The organism is Gardnerella swidsinskii (genome assembly GCF_023277705.1).
GTDB lineage: Bacteria > Actinomycetota > Actinomycetes > Actinomycetales > Bifidobacteriaceae > Bifidobacterium > Bifidobacterium swidsinskii.
In genome coordinates this window covers 65798-86751 of sequence record NZ_CP083176.1, presented here as the reverse complement: position 1 = coordinate 86751, position 20954 = coordinate 65798, and the positions used below count along the sequence as shown (strand labels likewise).

The window sequence follows — 20954 nt, the reverse complement described above, 5'->3', positions numbered from 1 at the left end:
AACAGTTTCAGAGTACGAAAGCAAACAGTTTCAGAGTATCCAAGAGTTAAGAAACTAGACCGACCTACATGCCTCCAGATTTGCGCAAAGCTCACAACGAGCTAGATAAAATAGTAGATGTTGCTTTTGGTGCTACAAAGCCTTGCACTAATAACGACGAGCGCCTAGAAATTCTCTTCAAATCCTATATTCACATGACTAAGGAATGAATTTAATATAAACAAACCCACAAAACTAAAAACAAATCTGTAGTTTCTACAAGTCAGGATTTATATTAAGAAGTGTTGATTGCTGTTAGCAGAGGGTCACAAGTTTTGTGTGACCTTCTAGCATATTCATTCTTCTGAAACAATACGCAGTTGAATTGTGAAACTCGTAACTGAACCTTTTATCCTCATAGTTCGAAAAAAATATTGCTTTTTTTTTTAAGTGAATAAACTTTATTGTGATGTATGCAAATTTTGGGGCTGACTCTAATTTTGCATAATTTTCAAATCGAATTAAGAAAGGAAGAAAGATGAATGGGGAGAATATGGAAATGCCTCCAGTGAATAATGATAACAATAACAAGCATTTGAGTGGGCTTGGAGTATCTGCGCTTGTATTGGGTATTATTAGCATTGTATTTTCTGTAGTTCCAATTATTAACAATTTGTGCATAGTGTTGGGAGTTCTAGCAATAGTTTTTGCTGGATGCTCTTGGAAATCAACTGGTAAAAAAGGACACAAGCGTGGTCATGGAATGGTAATCGCTGGTCTTGTTCTAGGTATCCTTTCAATAGTAATTACTTTATCTATGCAAGCAAGTTTTAGTGCTTCTATAGATAAAGCTAAGTCTGGCTTAGATAAAGCAAGTAAAAAGCTAGACAATATGGCAAAAGGTATTGCCAATGAGAATGCTAAAGAGATGAAGATTCAAGTTAAGGGCACTGCTCCAACTGATATTAACTTATTAGTTTCTGGTTCTAACAGCAATGAAAGCACAAATAATGGTGTTTGGGAGAAAGTCTTTACTGGCAAGGATGCTCAAAAGGATTGGACAATCATGGCATCGCCAAAAATAGACGTTGATAATCCAACGCCAGACAATTACAAAGTTGAATGTTCAATTACTGTTGATGGCAAAGAAGTGTCTCATAAGAGCGCAACTGGAACTTCTGCTAATGTAATGTGCACTGCGTCTGACATAACTGCTAAGTAATTTATACGTTTTTATAAAATCCATAAAAACTAAAAGCCCGACGAGATTTATGCGCCGGGCTTTTAGTGTATTCAGTTAGTTATTGTGTAACTTTACTTATTCTTATTGCTATCTTCTTTAGCAGTAATATCTTCTTTAGCTGCGCTATATTCCTTTTCGCTATCTTCAGACTTATTTTCCTCAGATTTGTTCTCTTCAGTAGCAACAACAGCAGTTGTGTCTATTGTCTCAAACTTTTCGCCTTTAATTGTGAACTCCCCCAGCAATCCTTCGCCTTCAGCATCCACCTTAATGTGTTCGCCGTCAGAAAGTTCACCAAGCAAAATCTTTTCAGAAATAGTATCCTCAATATCTCGCTGAATTACGCGACGCAACGGACGTGCACCAAGCAAAGGATCAAAGCCTTTCTGTGCAAGCAAATTCTTAGCGGCATCCGTAATTTCTAGAGACATGTGACGATCAAACAGCCTGTCGTTAAGCAACTTCACGTCCATGTCAACAATTTGACGAACTTCTGGCTCCGTAAGCTGACGGAACACAATAGTGTCGTCCAAACGGTTTAAGAACTCTGGACGGAAATGACGCTTAAGCTCAGAATTAACCTGATCTTTCATGCGCTGATACGTGGAATCAGCGTTATTTCCAAGTGTAAAGCCAGTGTTTGCAGCCTTCGCAATATCGCGAGTACCAAGATTGGTGGTAAGAATAATAATCGTATTCTTGAAGTCCACTTTTCTACCCTGACCGTCTGTTAAGTGACCGTCATCGAGTACCTGCAAAAGCGTGTTGAAAATATCTGGATGAGCTTTTTCAATCTCGTCGAAAAGCACCACAGAGAATGGCTTTCTGCGAACTTTTTCAGTAAGCTCGCCACCTTCTTCATATCCAACATATCCAGGAGGAGCACCGAAAAGCCTAGACGCAGCATACTTTTCTGCAAACTCTGACATGTCAACTCTGATTAAGGCATTATCGTCATCAAACAAGAAGTTTGCGAGTGCCTTGGCAAGCTCAGTTTTACCAACTCCAGTAGGACCAGCAAAAATAAACGAGCCAGAAGGACGTTTAGGATCCTTCAAACCAACTCGAGCACGACGAATCGAGCGAGCTAAAGCAGACACAGCTTCATCTTGACCAACAATACGCTTGTGAAGTTCAGATTCCATTTGAAGAAGCTTCTGTGATTCCGCTTGAGTAAGCTTTACTACAGGAATGCCTGTGGTGCTCGAAACAACGGAAGCAATCATGTCTTCATCAACAACCATCTTGACGTTAGACTCGCCTTCGCGCCAAGCCTTTTCCTTCTCTGCAGCTTCATTCTCAAGCTTTTCTTGATCGTCGCGAAGATTGGCAGCTTCTTCAAAATCTTGCTGCTTGATTGCTTCATCTTTCTTTTCGGAAATCTTAGCAATCTTATGGTTTAATTCTTTGAGCTCAGGCGGCTGAGTCAAGCGCTTAATACGCAAGCGCGCACCAGCTTCATCAATAAGATCAATAGCCTTATCTGGAAGGTGACGATCTTGAATGTAACGATCAGAAAGCTCAGCAGAAGACTGTAAAGCTCCATCGGTAATAGTTACATGATGGTGATTTTCGTAGCGAGAACGCAATCCTTTAAGAATCTCGATAGTTTCAGCAATTGTAGGTTCTGGAACTTGAATCGGCTGGAAACGACGCTCCAAAGCAGCATCTTTTTCAATATACTTGCGATACTCGTCAGTAGTAGTAGCACCAATTGTCTGTAGCTCTCCACGCGCAAGCATTGGTTTAAGCATATCGGATGCACCAAGAGCTCCATCAGCAGAACCTGCTCCAACAATAGTGTGAATCTCATCAATAAAAAGCACAATATCGCCGCGTGTTTTAATTTCTTTAAGCACTTTTTTCAAGCGCTCTTCGAAATCGCCACGGTAGCGAGATCCTGCAATCATTGAACCTAAGTCTAGAGAATAAACTTGCTTATTTTTTAACGTTTCCGGCACATCGCCTTCAACGATTTTCTGTGCGAGACCTTCTACAACTGCAGTCTTACCAACTCCAGGCTCTCCAATAAGCACAGGATTATTCTTCGTGCGTCGGCTAAGTACAACCATAACGCGTTCAATTTCTTCAGAACGACCTATAACAGGATCAAGCTTTCCTTCTTGAGCTTCAAATGTTAAATTGCGTCCAAATTGATCAAGAAGAGCAGAGCCGGATTGATTTCGCTTATCTTGCACACTTCCAGCATTAGCTAACTCGCCCTTCTCGCTACCATTAGGAGCATTATCTCCACGAATTAAATCAACAGTAGTGCTTCGCAAGTCTCCAAGATCAACTTCCATCTTTATAAGTACTTGCGTGCCCACACCTTCGCCTTCGCGTATAAGCCCTAGCAAAATATGCTCAGTACCAATATAACTGTGACCAAGCTGAAGAGCTTCGCGCAAACTCAGTTCAAGCACTTGCTTAGCGTGAGGCGTAAAAGGAATATGACCAGCAGGCGAAACAGTGCCTTTGCCGATCATCTCTTCAACCTGTTTGCGAGTGCCTTCTAGGCCTACGCCTTTTGAGCTTAACGCTTTCGCGGCAATGCCCTCACCTTCGCGAATAAGCCCTAGCAAAATATGCTCAGTACCAATATAATTGTGCTGAAGTGAGCGAGCCTCTTCCTGAGCTAGCACAATCACGCGTCGTGCGCGATCAGTGAACCGTTCAAACATAACTGCCTTCCGTTCTTTTCTTTCATTCCATGGTAACGAGTCGCCATGACGCGAAGCGTCGTATATATTTATTCATTCGTACAGCATTCCATAGCATCACAATAATCATGAATGATGAACCTAAATATTCATATTCTCGTTTCTTGCATAATTACTTATGTTGTCTGCGAGATTTTCTTTTATATAATCGCATTGATGTGAATGCTGTAGTTTTTGAAGTGTCTTCAGATTCTTGTGACTCTTCCACTTTTCCTGTTAACGGTATTTCTTCTGTAACAGAATTTTCGTCTACTAAGTTTACTTCTGAAGAATCAGGATAATCTGTATCTTTTTGGGATTTTTCAAATTTTTCAGATTCATTAGCTACAGTCTCTTCAATTTTTTCAGTTTGATTTTCAACTTCAATTTCGCGATTTTTGTCATCATTATTTTCATATGATTTTTCGCCAATAGTTGAATTGTCTATTAAATCAGATTCAGATAAATTATTTTGTTCATCGTTGTCTGTTGAGACTTCTCTTTTGTTGCGCAATTTTGAATCTAATTTTCTGCGCTTACGACGATGCATCTTACTGTCTTCGATTGCTTCCTCAATAAGCTCAACGTCTGCTCGCTCATCTCGTGGAGCTTGTTGCAAAATGTCAATATGATAATCGTCGTATGCAGGCTCAGATTGAATCCAAAGCTGCGATGGCTCAGGTGGTTCAATGTCAGAATGCTCACCACAAGCATGATCAAGCGATACAACTCGCCCATCGTCTGGGCTCCACATGTTTGCGCATACGCCAAACATAGAGCCTAAACTTCCAGCTAGAGGAATGAGGAATCCGCATGATGAACATGCTTTGCCATCGGCAATTTTTGTAGATAACGACTTTGGGCCATGTTGACCTGCGTACCAGCGTTTAGCTGTTTGCGAAATTGCTTCCGCAGTCATTACTCGTCTGCGAGACAGTCTTAGCGTTGAAACAGCTTCTTCAAGATCTTCGTCAAAATCATTATTTGCATCGCAAGATTCTTGATTTTGATTAATATCTTTTTCTGCGTTTGCGTTTGTGTCTGCATCTTCTTCGCTAGTATTAGCTTTAGCGTCATCTTCAGTTTTAGACTCAGAATAATCATCTGAATTTGCTGATTCTATATTCTTTTCAGAATTATTATCATCAATATTATTTACTTGACGGAAGCCATCTTCTAGTCGAGAATCGTCTTCAGATGTGCCAATAGAGTCCATTACAGAAAGATCACTTGGTTTCAAGCGGTCTTTCCACGGAATCCATGGTGGTGAAAGCAAAGAATTTTCAGTAGGAACAAGCGTTGATTCGTTCACGGTCCAACGTTGCGTTTCTTCATCATGATACAACGTAACTGACCACTGCCAGCCTTCATACCCAACTAAATTGCTTACGAAACGAAAGTCTGTAACTCCGTTGCCAAGCTCTATAGAAGATACAAAATCTCCTACTGCATCAGTACGTTCTGAAGTTTCCACAGCTATACTTCTAGCTAGTTCTTGTGGATCCATCACTTCATCAGTCATAAATAATATTCCAGACACTATTCCTGAACGTCAAAATTATCTGCCACTGCACGCAACAATGTAGCAAGTTTTTTGCTTTCAGCAGTTGATGGGTAATGACGTCGACGCAAACCATTACCAGCAGAATCAAGAAGCTTAATAAGATCTTCTACAATAGCTGCCATATCTTCGGCTTTAGGACGAGTAGCCTTTACAAGCGATGGTGCTGTTGCAATAACATTCAAGCCCATAGCCTGTGGTCCTTTGCGACCTTCAATTACAGAAAACTCAACTCGTGTACCCTTGTGTAAACTTTTTACAGTAACTGGCAATGCTGCTGCTGGCAAGAAAACATCCTTACCATCATCTCCAACAATAAAGCCGTACCCCTTCTGCGTATCGTACCAACGCACGCGCCCATTGGGCATAACACACCTCACTCCAAATAATTCTCATTTCGCACGCTGAAGTGCACAAGGCATAAAGTATCAGCATATGCGATAGGTTTATAGATAGTGTACCAAATATTGTTATTACTTGTTTCCTTATTACATTGTAGCGCATACACGCGGGCAATAAAATTTTTTTAACCTACGCAAGTGTTGCTAATGCCAATATTTTAATCGCTAACAATTTTAGAAGGCTCATCGATTTCATTAACTGGCAGAACTACAGTAAGAGTTAGGCCATGAGCTTTAACATCTATTTGCTCAGACCCATCCATAGTGTCATCAAGATTAGTTTTAGAATTGGTCGATGCTTCTAGTGGAGAAGATATAGTTGCGCAAATAAAACCATGATGTGCTTTTACTACAGATTGCGCAATTGCCATACCCAAGCCAGTTCCACCTTTTTCTCTAGCTCTTGATGGGTCAGCAATATAGAAACGCTCGAAAATTCTAGACAATGATTCTTCTGGAACTCCAGGGCCATGGTCAACAACTCGAATTACAGCATACTTATGACCCGTATCAGTAGATTGGCTGACTTCCGCTGCTTCCAAAAACTCCTTCAGTGATTCTTTTACAGAAGGTAATTTAGATAATTCATTTGGAGTTATAGACGCCTTCATAACTCCTACTGCAATTTCTACAGGAGAATCAACAGGGGTGTATCTATGAATATTTCCTACGATATTTGTCATTACTTGGCGTAATCTAGCACCATCACCGAGTAGCGTAACAGTTGGAAGTGTACCAACATGGAATTGGAGCTTACGCTCAAAATCGCAATTTGTGCAACTCATAAGCTTCCACTCATCCGAAATAGTTAAATAGCCTTGTTGAACGGATCTAGCAGGATCAAGAGCATGTAGATCATTAGCCGCGTCAGAAAGTATTGGAGATAAGCTAACTTGCTGTGAAATATTAATTCCACGACCCTCATCAAAACGCGCCAAAGAAAGCAAATCTTCTACTAGTTCAGTCATTCTCTCGCTAGAAGCCTTAATGTGGGCAATAGAGTCATCTGCTCTCTCCTGCTCTCCTGGCATGTTGCGCCACATTGTATATAACTCAGCATATCCATGAATTGCAGCTAATGGAGTACGTAATTCATGACTTGCATCTGAAACGAATCGCTTCATTTTTTCTGTCATATCTTCTTGCTCATTAAATCCTCTTTCAATACGAGCAAGCATAGAGTTAAGAGAAGCTGCTAAAGATCCAACCTCAGTATTTTCAGGAGCAGATGGAACTCGTTTGCTTAAATCTCCAGAAGCAATTTTTGAAGCTGTTTTTTCAATTCGTTTTAACGGTCTTAAAGCTGATTGAATAATAATTGCTGAAAATACTGCTCCAAACAAAATAACTGCAATACTCACCATTATACAGTAACGAGTAAGTGTGCTAACGGTATCAATTTGATCGCTAAGAGATAAAGCAATATAGACATAACCGCTAACACTTAACTCTGAATTATAGCTATTTTTTTGACCCCACGTTAATACTAAAACTCTCCATGGAGCTGTTGCAGCCTTTTTAGTGATTGCATCGACTTTATTAGTATTCCCCTTGACGATTGCAGGTGCTGTGTAAGGCTTGTGGGTAACAATTTTTTTACTATCAAAACCGTCTGCAGGAAGTTTAGGAACCGAAACAACCGATCCTTTAATTGGTATTAATGGAGTAGAAATAATTTTATTATGCGTATCTCTAACTTGCATAAAGTAATTATTTGGACCTACTGAAGATTGATTTGAGTTTTTCATGCGCAATGAATCAACATTGTCATAAACAAATTGCGCTTGACTTGCTAATTGTACATCAGTTTTTTCTAGCAAATAATTTCCTACGAGCTGCTGAATTGATAGTGATATGCAAAAAGCGGCTACAGTTAAAATAGCGAGAGTACATGCAACTAAACGCGTACTCAGTGGTATTGCATTTATGCGACGACGTAGCCAGCAGGTTTTACGAGGCTTTTTGTTTTTTTTGTTATTTTCACTTAGCTCTATCGCAACACTTTTTCCAGCAGTTCTAACATCTGAATCATCTTTAGAGTTATTATTTGTGCTGTTGCTAATAGTTGATTCAGCGTTATTGTAGTTATTATTACTAGATTGCATGATCAGGCTTGACCTGCCTTAGGCTCTCGAATCATATAACCGATGCCACGTTTAGTTTCAATAAGAGGAACTACTTTTTGCTGTTTTCCTGAATCATCAGTAATTTCAATGCCATCAATCTTCTTTCTTAAATAAGAAATATAAGATTCAACGATTGCTGCGTCTCCGCCCCAATCGTACTGCCATACGTGATTCAAAATCTGGCTTTTTGACAGAACTCGACCTTCATTGTCCATAAGATAATGAAGTAGTTTGTATTCAGTTGGGCTAAGTTCGATTGGCACGCCACATCGAGTTACGTCATGAGAATCCTCGTTAATCTCAAGATCCGCAACTTTTATAATATGAGTTTCTTCATCAGGTTCTTGTGTTCTGCGAAGAATTGCTCGTATTCTTGCCACTACTTCTTCCAAGCTGAATGGCTTTGTAACGTAGTCATCTCCACCAACGGTTAGACCCATAATTTTATCTTGTGTATCGTCTCTTGCAGTTAGGAACAATACAGGAACTTTAATTCCATTTTGACGAATACGCCTCGTAACAGTAAAACCATCAATATCTGGGAGCATAACATCCATAACGATAAGATTTGGATTTACTCGTTCAATTACTTCAACAGCTTCTGAGCCGGATGCAGCAGTTTCTACTTCAAACCCAGCAAAATGCAAAGATGCTACCAAAAGTTCACGGATTGATGGCTCGTCATCGACCACGACAATAGATGCTTCAACGTTCTTACTCATATTGATTAGCATCACTTATCAAGCTGAATGTTTCCTGAATAATTGCTGAAAATAAAACAAGTTATCGAATATTTTTGTCTACCTGTGACGAGCGTGCCTTCTACGAGCTTTTCTAATACCAGCAAGTATTTGACGTTGTATGCGATTCTTTCTAAACAGAATAATCGCGACTATTGAGAATAATGCCAACAATATTAATAGCATAATAATTGTAGAAATAAGACTTGCAGAAGAAGTTGTTGACGTACGTTTTGCACGCATTATTTGTTTCATCATCATTATTGCAGATTGATCCCAATGCGTTCCAGTTGTGCTTACTAATGGCTTATAAGCTGCATCGGATAACGAGTCTACAGTATTTTTATTTTTGAGCCATTCATCGGAATTAGGCGAAACAGCTACAACTAATCTTCCATCATGAGTTGCTACTGCAAGCAGCACAGTATTTTTAGCTGGAAGCGTACTAATCAACAAATCACTAGCCCATTTTGATGGATTTTTTGTATTTCCAAAAGTAGACAAATATAAGAGCCTAACATTTACTCCTGTACGCTTTTTTGTTGTCTCAATCATGTCAGCAACTTTACTGACAGAATCCCCAAGCAAATTTTCTGTGTCTGTTATTGAGTCTGTTGCAACTATTCCAGAATTTTGCTCATTACTTTCAGCATATGCATTAATTGTATTTACTCTATTTAAAGGTGAAAATATGAGCGAATTTATTGGAAGAGTTGGAAGAATAAAAGAAAAACTAAATAAAAATGCCATTAATAAAAGCAATACGCGTTTAGCTAAAAATAGTTTTGAATAAGAATGCTGGTAGTTAAAATTTGCAATACGCATGCAAGCTAAGCTTTTAACCACATTGGTGCATAAATCTTTTTCGTAGTTTTTTGATGGCATATATTCATAATAGCGTGACATCACACAAGTAAAAGTAGCATTATAAAAATCTTTGCTTAATTTATTTGGAATGTTTCGCAAAATAATTTATAAAAAAGCGTTTATTTAGACGCAAAACAAATGGAGGGGAAATATGGCACAATTTCGAGTTGATTCAGAGCAAATTCAGCAGGCTGCGGCAGCCGTTGGAACCTCGGTTAGTGCAATTAGAGATGCAGTCAACGGGATGTATACCAATTTACAGCAATTGCAGAGCGTGTGGACTGGATCGGCGGCTACACAATTTGCGTCGACCGCTCAGCAGTGGCGAGCGGCGCAACAACAAATGGAACAATCATTAGAAGCAATTCAGCAAGCTATGCAACATGCGTCAGGAGTGTATCTTGATGCGGAAGCTCAAGCTACTTCCCTATTTGGAATGGGCTGAATAGTCTGAATAATCTAATGAAATATAAATGGCGGTATACTTTACTTGTGAGCATACCGCCATTTACTATGAGCTATTCAGCTATAAAATTTTTACAACTTTTAATTTAGTAGCCCATGTCGGCACCAGCTTGTGGTGCTGAAGCTGGTTTTTCTGGCTTGTTAGCAACCACAGCTTCAGTGGTTAAGAACAAACCTGCAATAGAAGCAGCGTTCTGTAGAGCAGAACGAGTTACCTTAACTGGGTCAGTAACGCCAGCAGCCATCAAATCTTCGTAAGTGTTGGTTGCAGCGTTGAAGCCTTCGCCTTCTGGAAGCTCACGCACCTTGTTGAGCACAACATCTCCAGAAACGCCAGAGTTCTGAGCAATCTGCTTGATTGGAGCTTCTACAGCGCGGAACACGATTGCAGCACCCGTCGCTTCTTCGCCCTTAAGCTCTGTGATTGCTTGAGACTTTTCAATCTTTGCAGCAGCCTGAACCAAAGCTACGCCACCGCCTGGAAGCAAACCTTCCTCAATAGCAGCCTTAGCGTTACGAACTGCATCTTCAATACGATGCTTACGCTCCTTAGCTTCAACTTCAGTAGCAGCGCCAACCTTAATAACAGCAACGCCGCCAGCAAGCTTAGCAAGACGCTCCTGAAGCTTTTCGCGATCGTAATCGGAATCAGTGTTCTCGATTTCTGCGCGAATCTGAGCCACGCGAGCATCAACATCTTCCTTAGATCCAGCACCAGAAACGATAGTTGTTTCATCCTTAGAAACAATAACCTTAGCTGCGTGACCAAACACAGAAGCGTCGATAGAATCGAGCTTTAAGCCAAGGTCGTCAGAAACAACCTGTGCACCGGTCAAAATAGCCATATCTTGGAGCATAGCCTTACGACGATCGCCGAATCCTGGAGCCTTAACAGCAACAGTGTTGAAAGTGCCACGAATCTTGTTCAAAACAAGTGTTGGCAATGCTTCACCATCAACATCTTCAGCAATAATAAGCAATGGCTTGCCAGACTTCATAACAAGCTCAGCGATGTGGACAATATCCTGCTGGCTTGAAACCTTGCCAGAAGTGAGCAAAATGTATGGATCTTCAAGAACAGCAGTTTGATCGTCAGCGTTAGTGACGAAGTAAGGGGAAATATAGCCCTTATCAAAGCGCATACCTTCAGTGAAGTCCAAGTCAAGACCAAACTTGTTGTTGTCTTCAACTGTGACAACACCATCCTGACCGACCTTATCCAAAGCTTCAGCGATCTTTTCGCCAACTTCAGAATCAGCTGCAGAAATCGTAGCAGTAGCAGCAATCTGTTCCTTGGTCTCAACATCCTTTGCAGAAGCAAGCAATTCCTTGACGATTGCTTCAGCAGCCTTTTCGATGCCGCGGCGAAGAGCGATTGGGTTGCTTCCTGCAACAACATTCTTCAAACCTTCATGCACCAAAGACTGTGCCAAAACAGTAGCAGTTGTAGTACCGTCGCCTGCAACATCATCAGTCTTCTTAGCTACTTCCTTAACAAGTTCGGCGCCAATACGCTCGTATGGATCTTCAAGATCGATTTCCTTAGCGATAGAAACGCCATCATTTGTGATAGTTGGTGCACCGTAAGTCTTATCTAATACAACGTTGCGACCCTTTGGACCAAGTGTAACTTTAACAGTGTCTGCAAGCTTATCCAAACCGGCGAGCATACCCTGACGGGCGTCTTCCTGGTAGGCAATAATCTTTGCCATAGTTCCTCCACATACGTTATTTATGAACTTTTCACTGCAATCTTGAGCAATAAGCCGTCAGCTGCTTATTATCACTCTCAAGGCTTGAGTGCTAATTTGAAGATTAGCACTCTATGTACCCGAGTGCCAACTTTTTTGGCGTTTATACATAAAAACCGGTTAGAAAATAATTCTAGCCGGTTATTTTTATGCGAAAAATATTACCTGCAAAGCACAACTACAATCGGAGAAACGATTTGTTTTTCATTTTCGACAGCACTAATACCTAAAGTCTTTGCAATATCTTCAGCTGCAGCTTTTTGTGAATCGTCTTTATACCAAACAACAGACTCGCCTGGGACTTTACCAGTTGGATTTCCAGCTGTCACATTTGCGTATCCCGCTTGCTTTAACTTATCTGCGCCAGCAGCAGCATGACCGCTTATCTTGGTTGCGTTAAGAACTTTCACAGCAACTGATTTATCTAGTGAAGTTTGCGTCTTAGAATCATTTGCTGAATTATCCTTAGAGTCACCAGCATCTTTCCTATCTGATTTATTTTCTTCAGATTTATTATCGTCGTCATCTTCGCCTTCAGAAGATTTATCTTCGTCGCTTTTAACTGACTTTTTGTTTTCAGAAGTCTTAGAAGACGATGCTGATTGAGATGATTGTTGCTGATGATTCCAAGGCAACGGAAGATGTGAGATTTCGCCAGAAGCGATAGCCCAAACCAAAACACCAACAACCGCTGCAACAATTAATGCAGCAAAATAAGGAAGTATTACGGCATACCACGCAGGATTTCCACGATGAACTCCAATCGGTCCCTCTGGTGGCTCATCAAAAGCATCAGGCGTATACGACACGTTCTGATTATTTCGCGCCATAATTGCACTCCTTATAAAATCATTTAAACAATAATGAATCTATACTATCTAATGCTTAGCACAAAGCACAAATTTAGAAAATTTGATTGATTTCCTTTTATGGTATGCCTTGACATACAGTAGCAATATGAATCCTCAAAATATTAAACCTTTAAACGAGCTAATGGATCCTGATTGGGCTGAAGCATTAAAGCCAGTTGAGCCACAAATACGCGCAATGGGAGTATTTTTGCGAGAGCAGATAGAAAGCGGACATCATATTCTTCCTGCTAGCCACAACATTTTGCGTGCTTTTTCTATTCCACTAAAAAGCATTAAAGTTTTAATTGTTGGCCAGGATCCATATCCAACGCCGGGCCATCCAGTAGGCTTAAGTTTTTGCACAGCTGCAAAAGTGCGCCCACTGCCAAAAAGTCTCATAAACATTTATAAAGAATTAGTAAACGATTTAGGTGTAGAAACTCCAAAAAGTGGAGATCTAACACCGTGGACCAGGCAGGGTGTGATGCTTCTTAACAGATGTTTAACTGTTGAGGCCGGTAAGGCAAATAGCCACCAAGGAAAAGGTTGGGAGCCTGTAACCGATGCAGCTATTCGAGCATTAAACAATAGAACTGATTGCAATGGTAATCCATTGCCGCTTGTAGCTATTTTATGGGGTCGTAATGCGCAAAGTTTGGCTCCTTTGCTGACGAATGCAACTCTTATTACTTCAGCGCACCCAAGTCCTCTTTCTGCAATGCGAGGATTCTTTGGATCGCATCCATTTTCAAGAGCTAATCAGGCCTTAATTAATATGGGAGTTTCGCCAATTAATTGGTCCCTAGATTCTCAAGAAATCTAATTGTCTTAAATATTGCAAATTATCTTATAAAGACAATAAAAATGCCATTTTTGAACATGTCAGTACTGCATATCGGTTAAAATGTCTCTTATGGCATTATTTCCACCGCAACCACAGAAGAAACCGTTAACCGATAAAACTTCAATTGCTTCTAAGCTTGGCATTGGATCAGCTGTACCTCAACCGTCTGCTGTTTCTAATGCAAGTGCGCAAGTCACTGCAACTATTTCGAGTGATGACATACGTCGTTGTCAGCAAATTGCAAATATTTTGCGCGCACGTTTTGCACAAACTTTAGTCGGTCAAGACGCTTTACGAGAGTCTCTTATTCTTACTCTTATTGCAGGCGGACACATTCTTATTGAATCAGTACCAGGTCTCGCAAAAACTACTGCTGCTCAAACTCTTGCAACAGCTATGTCAGGTAGTTTCCGTCGTGTGCAGTGTACTCCGGATTTAATGCCAGCAGATTTAGTTGGTACTCAAGTTTTTGATTTTGCTTCTCAACATTTTACTACGCAAATTGGTCCTATCCATGCAAATGTTATTTTGTTGGATGAGATTAATCGCTCAAATGCAAAAACTCAATCTGCAATGCTTGAAGCTATGGCAGAAGGAGCAACAACTATTGGAGGCGAAAGAATTCCTCTGCCTCAACCATTTATGGTTATTGCTACGCAAAATCCAATTGAGGAAGAAGGAACATTTAATCTTCCAGAAGCCCAAATGGATCGTTTTATGGTAAAGGCAGTTATGACTTACCCTAATCCTGAAGAGGAAGTTCGTATGCTGCAATTACTTACTCAACGCGGATTGGATGTCGTTGATCCTTCAAAGCTAAATACTCAACGCATAAGTTTGCAAGATGTTGTTTTTATGCGTACTGCAGCGCGTCGCATACACGTTTCTGAAGCAGTTATGAAATATGTAGTTGATTTTGTTGCAACTTCTCGCGGTGAAGGTACGCATCCACTTCCTACAATTAATTCATTGGTTCGTATGGGAGCTAGCCCGCGTGCATCAATTGCACTTATTCGTATTGCTCAAGCTCACGCTTTACTTTCTGGACGCGATTATGTGATACCTGAAGATATTAAATTGTTTGCGCATGAAGTGTTAAGGCATCGCATACTTTTAACTTTTGAAGCTTTAGCTGATTCTATTACTACAGATCAAGTAATTGATGCATTAGTTAAGACGGTTCCTGTGCCATGATGCGTACGAAGCGGTTAGTATTATCTGAACCTGCTAAAGCCGTGCGTCGCAAAATTGAGCTTTTGGATCAGCGAATTGATTTGCCTATTGCGCGTAAAGCTTTAGGCTTATTAGAGGGAGACCATCCTTCGCACAGACGTTTTGGCACAGGTGATGTTATTGACATACACGCGTGGCAGCCAGGAGATGAAGCTCGCATGATGAATTGGTCTGCGAGTGCTCGAACTGGACAACCTATGGTGTCTTCTAGAGAGCGTACTTCGTCTTCTCATACTTGGATTGCTTTAGATACAAGCATCAATATGAATGGAGCTTGTGTTTCTGGAGAATCTCTGTATGAAGTTGCGTCTAACTCTGCATGCTTTTTTGCATCTTTGAGTTTAAAACGTCATGATGCTGTTTCTTTGTTGTGTGCAGATGGAAAAAACGTTATCAATGTTCATTCTGCTAGTAATCTTTCTGATTTTGAGCGAAATCTAGATTATACGTTGCTTAATACTCGTAGGAATACCAGAGACATTGATGCGTTGCTTACTTCGTTACTAAAAAATATTGACAATAATGGTCTGGTAGTTTTAATAACTGATGAGTATGCATTACAAGCTCATAACTCTGAATCTTTGCGTAAAATTACGCAAAATCATAAGCTTGTAGTTATTGTTGTCTCTCCTATTAATCCTTTTGATTCTGCAATTGATTTGCAAATATTTGATGGAATTACTTTACGTAAAGTACCGGCGTTTTTGAAAAAAGAATCAAATAAAAATGAAGTCGAAGCTCGTAGAAATATTAGAATAAACGCTTTATACGATATGCTGCTTGGTGTTCAATCTTCAATAATTCATGGTTCTTCAAGTGAAGAAGTGTTCCATATTTCTGCACAAAAAGTGAGCCGTACAAATTATCTTGCTGACTCATTTAACAAGGAGGTTGAATAGAATGAGCCTGGAAGATATTCAAAAGCCCTTACATGATGAAACGCTTTTTTTAATACTACTTTCTGCATCGTTTGTTGTTATCTTTATTGCTTTTGCGGTTTTATATTTTTCTTTTAAAAAGCCAAAAAAATTAACTGAAAGTAGCAATTCTACAGAAGCAGTTCACGTTCATAATGTAGACAAACAAGCTTGGCGTAAAGATATTGATGCGATTGTTGAGAAGTATCATAACAATGAACTTACTAAAGATCAGGCTTGTGCAGAATTGGCTTCTATTGCTAGATTATATGTTTCGAAGATGAGCGGTGAAGATATTCAAACTCACACTTTGGGAGAATTGGCTTCTTTGCGTTTGAAATGGCGCAATAAAAAAGGTGCTGATATGTTACGCCAAACAATATCTGCTTTGTATCCTCCAGAATTTGCTGATCGCAAAGCAAACGAGCAAGCGCGAAATACTACTGTTGAGCAGGCTGCTGAATGGGTTTTAGTATTGCTTGAAGGCTGGCAAACGAAGGACAAACGTTGATGAGTAATAATGTTTGGGAATACATATGGCCATGGAGATGGCAATGGCCTTTGCTTTTTGTTGCAGGCGTTGTTATTTCTGTAGCAATTTTTGCTATCTTACTAATTTTAGATTCCATTCGTAGCAATATTTTAAAAAAGAAGTATAAGAGTCAAACTAGTAATATTACGCGAAAATTCTATACTTTTACTTTTGACAATGATCTACAAGGAACTACTACTAGTCATTCATGGTATATGTGGCGAATGTTTAGAAGGTTTGCTGCGGCTGCATTGGTAGTATCTTTATGCAGTTCGCTTGCTGTTGCTTCTAGACCAGCCCGAGTGTTTAATGCGAACGAGCAAGTTAGTTCTAGAGACATTGTTTTATGCTTAGACGTTTCAGGTTCTGCTTTACCATATGATCGCGAAGTAATTCAAGCGTATCTTAATTTTATTGAGCATTTTCAGGGTGAACGCATTGGATTAAGCATTTTTAACTCCACATCTAGAACAGTTTTTCCACTGACTGACGATTATCGACTAGCTAAAAAACAATTGCAATATGCTGCAAATTTGCTTGGCGGAGTTCAATCGCAAAGTCGTATTAATCGTTTACAACAACGCCAATATCAGGAAATTTCTGACTGGCTTGAAGGAACTCAAAATCGCAAAAACGCAACATCTCTTATTGGAGACGGTTTAGTTAGTTGCGCAGCAATGCTTCCAGGTTTTATTTATGGTTCTGCTCATAATAACCATAAAATACAAAGCCGTTTTAATAGAAGTGCTTCCATTGTTCTTGCTACAGATAATGTTGTTTCTGGAAAACAAACTTACTCATTAAAGCAAGCTTTAGATTTAACAAAGCAAGCTAAAATTACTGTCGACGGGTTATATTCCGGCGCAAAACAGAATGAGAATGATGATGCTACGTTAGAAATGAAACAGCTTATTGAATCTCATGGTGGAATTTTCCTTTCTCAACGCAATTCTGATTCTGTTATTAATTTAGTAAAAGAAATTGAAAAAAGACATACTGCAATTCCTCAAGGCACTGCTCAGTCTGCATTTAGCGACGATCCTGGTCTTTGGGTTTTGCTTACTGTGTTTAGCGTTGTGATTTGGTTAGCTATTGCAAAGAGGATGAAGCGATGACAACAACACTATTTTCTGCTACTACCCTACTGTTTGCACACGCTAAAATTGAAGCTTCTGACACTTCTCAAGCAGGTCAGTTGGTTTTTTCTCCATCATATGGCTGGATTATTGCGATTATTGCAATATTAGTTTTGTTGGCAGCAATGTTTTTTGAAATTGTGCCTATACGTAGGAAACCAGGATCAAGTGATGAAACTTTTTGCATGAGATTAAGACGTATTGGCATATGCATAATGCTAATAATTTGCGTGCTATCTCCAAGTATTATGCGTTCAACTTTACAAAGAGCAGTAAATGCAACAAACGTGATTATTGCTCTAGATATAACAGGTTCAATGAGAGCAAAAGACGCTGATTATGCAAAAAATAGTAAGATTGAGCGTATTGATGCAGCAAGGAATATTATTCGTCAAATAACAAAATCCTATGCTAACTCAAGTTTTGCTGCTATTTCTTTTGGTGCTTCTACGTCTGTCGATGTTCCATTAACGCCTGATGCTAGAGCAGTTGACAATTGGATAAATACTTTACGAACTGAACCAACTAGCGTAGCTACTGGAACTAGTCTTGACGCTCCTATAGATCAAACTTTGCTTACTGCAAAAGCTATACATGATGCTCATCCAGATGATACAACAGTTTTGTATGTTTTAAGCGATGGTGAGGAAACAACACAACGAAAGCGCCGCACATTTTCATCGCTCAGAGCTTATATTACTAACGCATTTGTTATTGGAATAGGCTCATCTAAAGGAGCTAAAATACCTTTGGAAAAAACACAGCTGCAACTTGACGACTACAGCGAAGACAATACCTCTAATCAATGGGTTATTGATCCTGCTACAGGAAATCCTGGAATTTCAAAGCTTGATGAAAAGAACTTGCGAAATATTGCCGATGAGCTTAGCGGCAAGTATATGCACTCATCTTTAAACGTAACATTTGGAGACGAAGCAAAACCAATTCTTTCACACCAATGGAGAATGAACGAGACAGCAAAACCTCGTTTGAGACCTGAACCAATTATTTGGCCGTTTGCAATATTTGCGTCGATACTTTTAATTTGGGAATTAATGTCGTGGTTTATAACTTCAAGGAAATTAGTATGAAGCACATGTCTAGTCGCACAATTATTCGCATTGTTACATTCTTGTTCTTGATTATTGCGATATTCGTAGCGTATTTTGCTATCGTAAATTGGAGAGCACAATACGCGTATAATACTGCTACGGATAGCCTTATTTCTAACATAAAATCTGCTAAGAGTATCGATAGCGACAAGAATGTGCTTTTAACTCAGCAACAGCAAACTGATGCGCAATTTGATGATGCTAAATCTCAAGAAATGATACTGCTTCCTCAACTTCGAAATAGTATTGACAAAAATGCTGAATTATCACGAAAGTTAACAGAAAAATTAAAGCAGAATCAAAACAATACTAATAAGCAACAGAAACCGAAAAAGCATAACAATCATTTTAAAAACGATAATTCTAACAATTCTTCTAAAGATAAAAAGCAGTCAGATTCGTCTAAGCCTCAATTGAGCAATGCTCAGCGCAATAAAGTTGAAAACTTGCTAAAACAGAACGATCATGTGGATTCTCAATCTTCACAGAATCAAGAAGACCAGCAAGGTTTAGAAAAGACAGAAAAACGTACTAAAACTGATGAAAGCAGCAATAAGCCTTGGTAATTAAATCTTCAACGATTATCTATAAGCGAAGCAATAAGCATTAATAACCTTTTAACCACATTGAATATTTTTTAGTGACTTTTCATTAATAAACGTGTGTAATAACGATTATGCACACATATTACGAATGGCAATGGCTTATACAACGCACTCAAGAGTGCGCTCGCTGCGTTATGGCAGAATCCGCAGCGACTGAATTAGAAGATTGGCAAGGGCTTGCAGCCGAACATTTTCGTCATAGTATGAAAAATATTTCTGCACAAGCGTATGCGTTATATAACATTCGCGGAGGAATATAGTATGTCTTGGAAAGTTAAGTCCTCTGTTGTAGGTGGAATGACGCTTAGCGTTGCTGATAGAGAAGCGTATATTAGTTTTTCCAGAAAACTCAATAATATTGCTAAAGAATTACTTACGCTAAAAAATTTATGGCTTAATGCAGCGATGGTTATTGCCGGTCAAAATTATGGTATACAAAAAGAATCAGGAGCATATATTCATGATTCTTCGCAATCATTTTTAACTGAAAGCATATGTCATGAATATGCTCATAAATGTTATTTAATGTCTCAAAATTTAGAAAATCTTGCTTTTCTTATTGCAAGAGCAAATAATTTGTATGAAGATGCAGAATTTCGTGCAAAAGACGAGTTAGACAATAAAATTTCTTTCTTGGCTCTTGCAAACCCTATTTTTGCTTTACATGTTTTATTCTCCGCAGGTCTCGCCGTTAATCAAGATAATAAAAATCATTCAGGTTTCCAAAATCTTGCTAGATGGTCCTACGCAACTAAGAATATACAACAAGGAATTATTCGAGGTTTATCGCAGCACCTTATTTTAAATCCTATTACAAGTTTGCCAATATTTATTGCCGGAAATGCGAAAGGCCCCATAAATAAAAAAGAGCGTGAAACCTCACTAAACTTTTTATCCAATGCTCAAAAATATTTATCACAAGCTATTCCATTTATTTCTAGTGCTCTTAGCTTCGTAAGCGCGCCTATTAATGATCGAAAGCAAGGTAATAATTTACTTCTCACTAAAGTAAATGAGATGTGGAGAAAACCTGAATCTGTTCTTGCTAGACCTGGACGTAATCTGCTTGAAACTTTAGAAAATTTAACGGAACTTGGAAGCGAAAATTTGGGCGTTAGACCACCACTTGTTAATCCAGATGCTGCTACTATTGCAATTCAACGTTTTAGGCGCAGCGATGGCAGTTCGTCATGGTTAGTAATAATTCCAGGAACTGACGGTAAAGCACACTCTCCTTTTGGTTGGGCACAAAACGCAGAAGTAATGAGTCATAGTTCTTTAGTTAGAAAACAAGCTGATAGCACTCGAATGGTTGTAGAAGCTATGAAACGTTCTGGAATTAAATCTAACGAGCCTGTTGCTTTAGTAGGACATTCTCAAGGAGGTATTGTTGCAGCAAGCATTGCAAGCGATTACTCTAAACAGTACAACATACAGCATGTTGTTACTGCTGGATCTCCTATTGCAAATCATCCAATTCCTAAGAAAACTTGGGTTACTAGTATTGAGATGGACGATGAGATTGTGCCTTCTTTAGATGGCAAAGAGAATCCTCGTAGAAATAATTGGGTGACTATTCACGGTCATGCAATTCATGTTAAAGAATCTAAGTGTTCTTTACCTCCTGGAGTCACGCGTTTTTCTGGCAAACAATATTCGACTAAAAAATTCGATAATGACGGAATATTCGTTAATGACGTTCCAGAAGAAGGAACTTTAACTCATGATTTGCATTACCATACTGCAGCTTATGAAGATGCTCTTCAACTCGGATCTAAAAGTGTGCGCGAGCAAGATCGACATTTTCAGAATACTATTAATGGCAAATTGCAAAGTACTACATTGTGGCAAGGAGTAATGAAAAAATAAAATAATTAAATTCTTATTGAGTA

At 39.3% G+C, this 20954-nt stretch carries 20 protein-coding genes; 12 read left to right on the top strand and 8 right to left on the bottom strand.

The genetic code is table 11. The features are described from left to right. The first annotated feature begins 68 nt into the window (after positions 1–68). Complete coding sequence (locus K9E37_RS00350; protein WP_004111528.1) at positions 69–209, top strand: type IIL restriction-modification enzyme MmeI; 141 nt, start codon at positions 69–71, stop codon at positions 207–209. A gap of 308 nt (positions 210–517) precedes the next feature. Then, the gene (locus K9E37_RS00345; RefSeq protein WP_004111526.1) at positions 518–1201 is read left to right on the top strand and encodes a DUF4190 domain-containing protein; all 684 of its coding nucleotides are present in this window, start codon (positions 518–520) and stop codon (positions 1199–1201) included. 92 nt (positions 1202–1293) lie between these two features. On the opposite strand, the gene K9E37_RS00340 is transcribed toward K9E37_RS00345, so the two are convergent. The 6 genes from K9E37_RS00340 to K9E37_RS00315 all read right to left on the bottom strand — a co-directional run bounded on the left by K9E37_RS00340 (position 1294) and on the right by K9E37_RS00315 (position 9715). Further along, positions 1294–3903 (bottom strand): ATP-dependent Clp protease ATP-binding subunit, encoded by a 2610-nt coding sequence (locus K9E37_RS00340; RefSeq protein ID WP_076002825.1) that lies wholly within the window; start codon positions 3901–3903, stop codon positions 1294–1296. Positions 3904–4054: 151 nt separating this feature from the next. Further along, positions 4055–5443 carry a DUF3027 domain-containing protein gene (locus tag K9E37_RS00335; RefSeq protein ID WP_033888762.1) on the bottom strand — a complete coding sequence of 463 codons (1389 nt, stop codon included), beginning with the start codon at positions 5441–5443 and terminating at the stop codon, positions 4055–4057. A 17-nt stretch (positions 5444–5460) separates the two neighbouring features. After that, positions 5461–5850, bottom strand: a complete 390-nt coding sequence (locus K9E37_RS00330; protein ID WP_012914139.1) for a cold-shock protein — start codon at positions 5848–5850, stop codon at positions 5461–5463. 191 nt (positions 5851–6041) lie between these two features. Beyond that, positions 6042–7988, bottom strand: coding sequence for a sensor histidine kinase (locus K9E37_RS00325; protein WP_012914138.1), 1947 nt, complete (start codon positions 7986–7988; stop codon positions 6042–6044). 2 nt (positions 7989–7990) lie between these two features. Next, positions 7991–8731, bottom strand: a complete 741-nt coding sequence (locus tag K9E37_RS00320) for a response regulator transcription factor (protein WP_004111521.1) — start codon at positions 8729–8731, stop codon at positions 7991–7993. Between the two features lie 78 nt (positions 8732–8809). After that, complete coding sequence (locus tag K9E37_RS00315; RefSeq protein ID WP_103014019.1) at positions 8810–9715, bottom strand: hypothetical protein; 906 nt, start codon at positions 9713–9715, stop codon at positions 8810–8812. 52 nt (positions 9716–9767) lie between these two features. Between K9E37_RS00315 and K9E37_RS00310 the strand changes: the two genes are divergently transcribed. Further along, on the top strand, positions 9768–10061 hold the full coding sequence (locus tag K9E37_RS00310; protein WP_004111519.1) for a WXG100 family type VII secretion target: 294 nt from the start codon (positions 9768–9770) through the stop codon (positions 10059–10061). A gap of 106 nt (positions 10062–10167) precedes the next feature. Here K9E37_RS00310 and groL read toward each other — a convergent pair whose 3' ends face one another. Then, positions 10168–11793 carry a chaperonin GroEL gene (gene groL, locus K9E37_RS00305; protein WP_248893329.1) on the bottom strand — a complete coding sequence of 542 codons (1626 nt, stop codon included), beginning with the start codon at positions 11791–11793 and terminating at the stop codon, positions 10168–10170. Between the two features lie 200 nt (positions 11794–11993). Further along, the gene (locus K9E37_RS00300) at positions 11994–12662 is read right to left on the bottom strand and encodes a LytR C-terminal domain-containing protein (RefSeq protein WP_248893327.1); all 669 of its coding nucleotides are present in this window, start codon (positions 12660–12662) and stop codon (positions 11994–11996) included. A gap of 127 nt (positions 12663–12789) precedes the next feature. Between K9E37_RS00300 and K9E37_RS00295 the strand changes: the two genes are divergently transcribed. The 9 genes from K9E37_RS00295 to K9E37_RS00255 all read left to right on the top strand — a co-directional run bounded on the left by K9E37_RS00295 (position 12790) and on the right by K9E37_RS00255 (position 20931). Continuing rightward, complete coding sequence (locus K9E37_RS00295) at positions 12790–13506, top strand: uracil-DNA glycosylase (protein WP_004106746.1); 717 nt, start codon at positions 12790–12792, stop codon at positions 13504–13506. Positions 13507–13596: 90 nt separating this feature from the next. Beyond that, the gene (locus K9E37_RS00290; RefSeq protein WP_033888761.1) at positions 13597–14721 is read left to right on the top strand and encodes an AAA family ATPase; all 1125 of its coding nucleotides are present in this window, start codon (positions 13597–13599) and stop codon (positions 14719–14721) included. Continuing rightward, entirely contained in the window at positions 14718–15659 is a 942-nt protein-coding gene (locus tag K9E37_RS00285) for a DUF58 domain-containing protein (RefSeq protein WP_248893325.1), read from the top strand. Before K9E37_RS00290 ends, K9E37_RS00285 begins: the two co-directional genes overlap by 4 nt. Position 15660: 1 nt before the next feature. Then, positions 15661–16188, top strand: a complete 528-nt coding sequence (locus tag K9E37_RS00280) for a hypothetical protein (RefSeq protein ID WP_116994771.1) — start codon at positions 15661–15663, stop codon at positions 16186–16188. Continuing rightward, entirely contained in the window at positions 16188–17324 is a 1137-nt protein-coding gene (locus tag K9E37_RS00275; protein ID WP_116440619.1) for a vWA domain-containing protein, read from the top strand. Before K9E37_RS00280 ends, K9E37_RS00275 begins: the two co-directional genes overlap by 1 nt. Continuing rightward, positions 17321–18436 carry a vWA domain-containing protein gene (locus tag K9E37_RS00270; RefSeq protein WP_004111501.1) on the top strand — a complete coding sequence of 372 codons (1116 nt, stop codon included), beginning with the start codon at positions 17321–17323 and terminating at the stop codon, positions 18434–18436. Before K9E37_RS00275 ends, K9E37_RS00270 begins: the two co-directional genes overlap by 4 nt. Then, positions 18433–19023 (top strand): DUF6466 family protein, encoded by a 591-nt coding sequence (locus tag K9E37_RS00265; RefSeq protein ID WP_102155209.1) that lies wholly within the window; start codon positions 18433–18435, stop codon positions 19021–19023. The genes K9E37_RS00270 and K9E37_RS00265 overlap by 4 nt, the downstream gene beginning before the upstream one ends. Before the next feature lie 110 nt (positions 19024–19133). Beyond that, entirely contained in the window at positions 19134–19322 is a 189-nt protein-coding gene (locus K9E37_RS00260; protein ID WP_041160494.1) for a hypothetical protein, read from the top strand. Position 19323: 1 nt separating this feature from the next. Then, positions 19324–20931 carry an alpha/beta hydrolase gene (locus tag K9E37_RS00255; protein ID WP_248893323.1) on the top strand — a complete coding sequence of 536 codons (1608 nt, stop codon included), beginning with the start codon at positions 19324–19326 and terminating at the stop codon, positions 20929–20931. Positions 20932–20954 lie beyond the last annotated feature (23 nt).